We start from the raw sequence: 3,403 nt of genomic DNA, 5'->3' as shown, positions 1-3,403 counted from the left end.
GGTCCCGGTCGTCGACCCCGCCGACTTCCCGCCGGTCGAGGCCGACGAGCCGCTCGAGCCCGGGCTGCGCAAGTCGGTGACCTTGCTGCGCGGCTTCGCCGATCTTGCCGACGACAAGCGCAAGCGCATGGTGTTCGACTTCTTCGCCAAGCCGGTGCGGATCGAAGGCGACGGCAAGGTCGAGCGGATCGTCGTCGAACGGACGGAGCTCGACGAAAAGGGCGCGGCGCGCGGGACCGGTGAGACCTACGAGGTCCCGGCCTCGCTGGTGATCACCGCCATCGGCTATTCGACCTCGCCGATTGCTGAAGTGCCGTTCGAGGGCGGCAAGTTCGTCAACCAGGCCGGGCGGATCGCCGACCGGCTCTATGCTGTCGGCTGGGCGCGGCGTGGCCCTACGGGGACGATCGGCACCAACCGCCCCGACGGCTACGAAGTCGCCGACCAGATCGCCGCGGCGATTCCCGCCGAAAGCGAGAGCGACCGCGAAGGCGCGGCGGGATTGAAGCGACTGCTCGAAAGTCGCGGAGTCATGCCCACCGACTATGACGACTGGCGAAGGATCGAGGAAACCGAAGTCTCTCGCGCCCGCCCAGGCTCCCCGCGCGAGAAGTTCGTGCGCCGCGAGGATTGGCTAAAGGTGCTCGGGCGCTAAACGTCATGCTGAACTTGTTTCAGCATCCATGGTGCCGACGTACGCCGCCCTTCATCGAGATGGATCCTGAAACGAGTTCAGGATGACGAATTCAGCCTTGCCCCTGTCGCAACCCGCCTCTATCTAGCCGCGGCCCTGGCTCCCGCCGCGACCTCCAGTCGCACTCAAGCGGGTTCCGGTCGGGGAGTAGCTCAGCCTGGTAGAGCACTGTCTTCGGGAGGCAGGGGCCGGAGGTTCGAATCCTCTCTCCCCGACCATCAGCTTGTGCGGCCATCCGGGGGATGGCCGCTGACAAGCTGATCGCATGCCGATGTCCGGGGGACATCCGGACCGGCTGATCAATCGATGTGCTCACCATAATCTTAACCCTATTCGCTTAAGTCTCGGCACATGGCTTGTGCCGTTCGACGCCTGCGTAACGGCAGCGCGCTGCCGCTCGGCTGCGCGCTCGCCGCGCTATGGGCTGCGCCGGCGAGCGCGTCCGACCTGCGGCTGTTCACGCCCGATACGCTAGAGATCAGCGGCGATCTCCGCCTCGTCGCGGTCGGCGGCGAGAAAAGCTGGGTCGATGGCGCCTTCGGCAAGCTGCGCTCCGGAAGCGACGGCGACTGGAAGGTGCAACCCCAGCTCGGCAATGCCGACCTCGTCTGGCAGCCGCAATTCACCTGGTCGCTGTCCGCCACGGTCGTCGGCTCGGTTCAGGGCGGGCAGCGCACCCAGGCCGGCCTCAGCCAGGCCTATCTGAGCTTCCGGCCGATGCGCAGCGCCAGCGGCACGGCCTTCTCCGCGCGCGCCGGGCTGATGTGGCCGCCGGTCAGCCTCGAGCACCAGGGCGCCGACTGGCACGTCGCGGATTCGATCACCCCCTCGGCGATCAACAGCTGGATCGGCGAGGAAGTCCGGCCCGTTGCGGTCGAGGGGACGATCGCCGCGAATCTTGGCTCGCACAAGCTGCGCGCGACGGCCGCGATCATGGCCGCGAACGACACGTCCGGAACCCTGCTCACCTTCCGCGGCTGGGCGCTTCACGACCGCACCACGCTCGCCTTCAACCGCCAGCCGCTGCCGCCGCTCGACGAGGACATCGCCGCATACCAGGCGCCATACACGCATCCCTTGCTCGACATCCCCGGCGGCTTCGCGCGCCGCCCCGGCTATTATGCGAAGCTTGCGTGGCAGCTGCCGATCCCGCTGCGCGTCGAGCTCTTCCGCTACGACAACCGCGCCAATCCGATCGCGGTGACCAAGGATTTCGAATGGGGCTGGCGAACGGCGTTCGACAATCTCGGCCTGGTCGCGGATCTCGGCGGCGGCGCGCAGATCAAGGCGCAGGCGCTCGACGGGCGCACCCGAATGGGTTTTGCGGAGAACGGGCGGCGCTGGGTCGACAATCGTTTCCGCTCCGCCTTCGTGCTCGTGACGAGGCCGGTTGGATCGTTCGGAGTGGCTGCTCGAATCGATGCCTTCGACACGCGCAACCGTGGCAGCGACGTCGGTGACGAATATGACGAGACCGGCTGGTCGGCGATGGTCGCGGGCAAGCGCGAGTGGCGCAATTTCACGGCCCTCGTCGAGTTGCTCCACGTGTCGAGCCGGCGCGAGGACCGAAACGACCTCGGACTCGCGCCGCGGCAGCGGCAGACCCAGGTCCAGGCCGAGTTGCGAATGCACTGGTAACCATCTCGGGCGGGGCGCCGTTTACCGTTCGTCGCTTAACCTCACCCCATGGTGCGTGGACTCTTTCTACTCGCGGCCGGGATAGCCCTCGCAGCGCCTGTTGCCGCGGCACCGCTGACGGTCCGGGTCGTCGAGGCCAGCGGCCGTCCAGTGCGCGATGCGGTCGTGACGCTCTATCCGGCGGGCGGCGCGGCGCGCGCGCCAAAGGGCGGCGGCCATTACGTCGTTTCGCAGAAGGACATCCAGTTCCACCCGTTCCTGACCATCGTTCCGGTGGGTTCGGACGTCTCCTTCCCGAATCTCGATAACACCAAGCATCACGTTTACTCCTTCTCGCCGGCGAAGAGGTTCGAGCTGAAGCTGTTCGCGAAGGACCAGTCGAGGACAGTCCGTTTCGACAAGCCAGGAGTGGTCGCGCTCGGCTGCAACATCCACGACCAGATGAGCGCCTTCATCGTCGTGACCGACAGCGCCTGGACCGCCCGGACCAATGCGCAGGGCGTCGCCAGCTTCGCCGATGCGCCCGACGCGCCAGGCCGCCTGACCGTTTGGCATCCCTATCTCCGCGCGCCCGGCGGGATGATGGAGCAAACGATCGGCGGAAAGCAGCGCATCGCCGGGTTCCGCATTCGCCTGCGCCCGCCGCCGCCGGCGATGTCGATGGATTATTGAGCGATGCGACCGTTCCGCTCGCTGAGCACGCGCCTGACCGTCCAGTTCGCGCTCGTCTTCGCGGCAGCGATGCTGGTCGTGTCGGCGGCACTGTCCACGTTTATCGCCGGCGCCGCATCGCGCGAGGTCGAAGGACAGCTGCAGTCGTCGGGCGCGGTCTACGACCGGCTGTGGCAGGAGCGTGCGCATGAATTGCAGAATGCCGCCCAGTTGCTCGCCCGCGACTTCGGCTTTCGCGCGGCGGTGGCGACCGGCGATCAGGCGACGATGCAATCGGCCCTTCGCAATGCCGCCGCCCGGCTCAAGGTCCGGAGCGCATTCATCGTCACGGCGGACGGCAAGGTGGCGGCGATCGACCCGTCGATCCCCGCCGACGAGCCGCAACGCCTGTGGGACCCG

The 3,403-nt window shown here is 67.4% G+C and carries 3 protein-coding genes, 1 tRNA gene and 1 pseudogene; all 5 read left to right on the top strand.

Translation table 11 applies throughout. The features are described from left to right. Nucleotides 1-655 (top strand): annotated as a pseudogene (locus tag VFT73_RS01780) (pyridine nucleotide-disulfide oxidoreductase); the annotation flags it as partial. Between the two features lie 180 nt (nt 656-835). Further along, a tRNA-Pro gene (locus VFT73_RS01775) sits at nt 836-912 on the top strand. 133 nt (nt 913-1,045) lie between these two features. After that, nucleotides 1,046-2,332: a hypothetical protein gene (locus tag VFT73_RS01770; RefSeq protein ID WP_326408423.1), complete on the top strand. Its 1,287-nt coding sequence runs from the start codon at nt 1,046-1,048 to the stop codon at nt 2,330-2,332. A 150-nt stretch (nt 2,333-2,482) separates the two neighbouring features. Further along, nucleotides 2,483-3,004, top strand: coding sequence for a methylamine utilization protein (locus tag VFT73_RS01765; protein ID WP_326408422.1), 522 nt, complete (start codon nt 2,483-2,485; stop codon nt 3,002-3,004). 3 nt (nt 3,005-3,007) lie between these two features. Next, nucleotides 3,008-3,403 (top strand): cache domain-containing protein (locus tag VFT73_RS01760; RefSeq protein ID WP_326408421.1); only part of this gene is annotated, 396 nt, incomplete at its 3' end.

This window comes from Sphingomonas sp., assembly GCF_035758555.1.
Classification (GTDB): Bacteria; Pseudomonadota; Alphaproteobacteria; order Sphingomonadales; family Sphingomonadaceae; genus Sphingomonas_B.
Note: the sequence above shows the minus strand (reverse complement) of the source record. Positions and strands in the feature narration are given on the sequence as shown.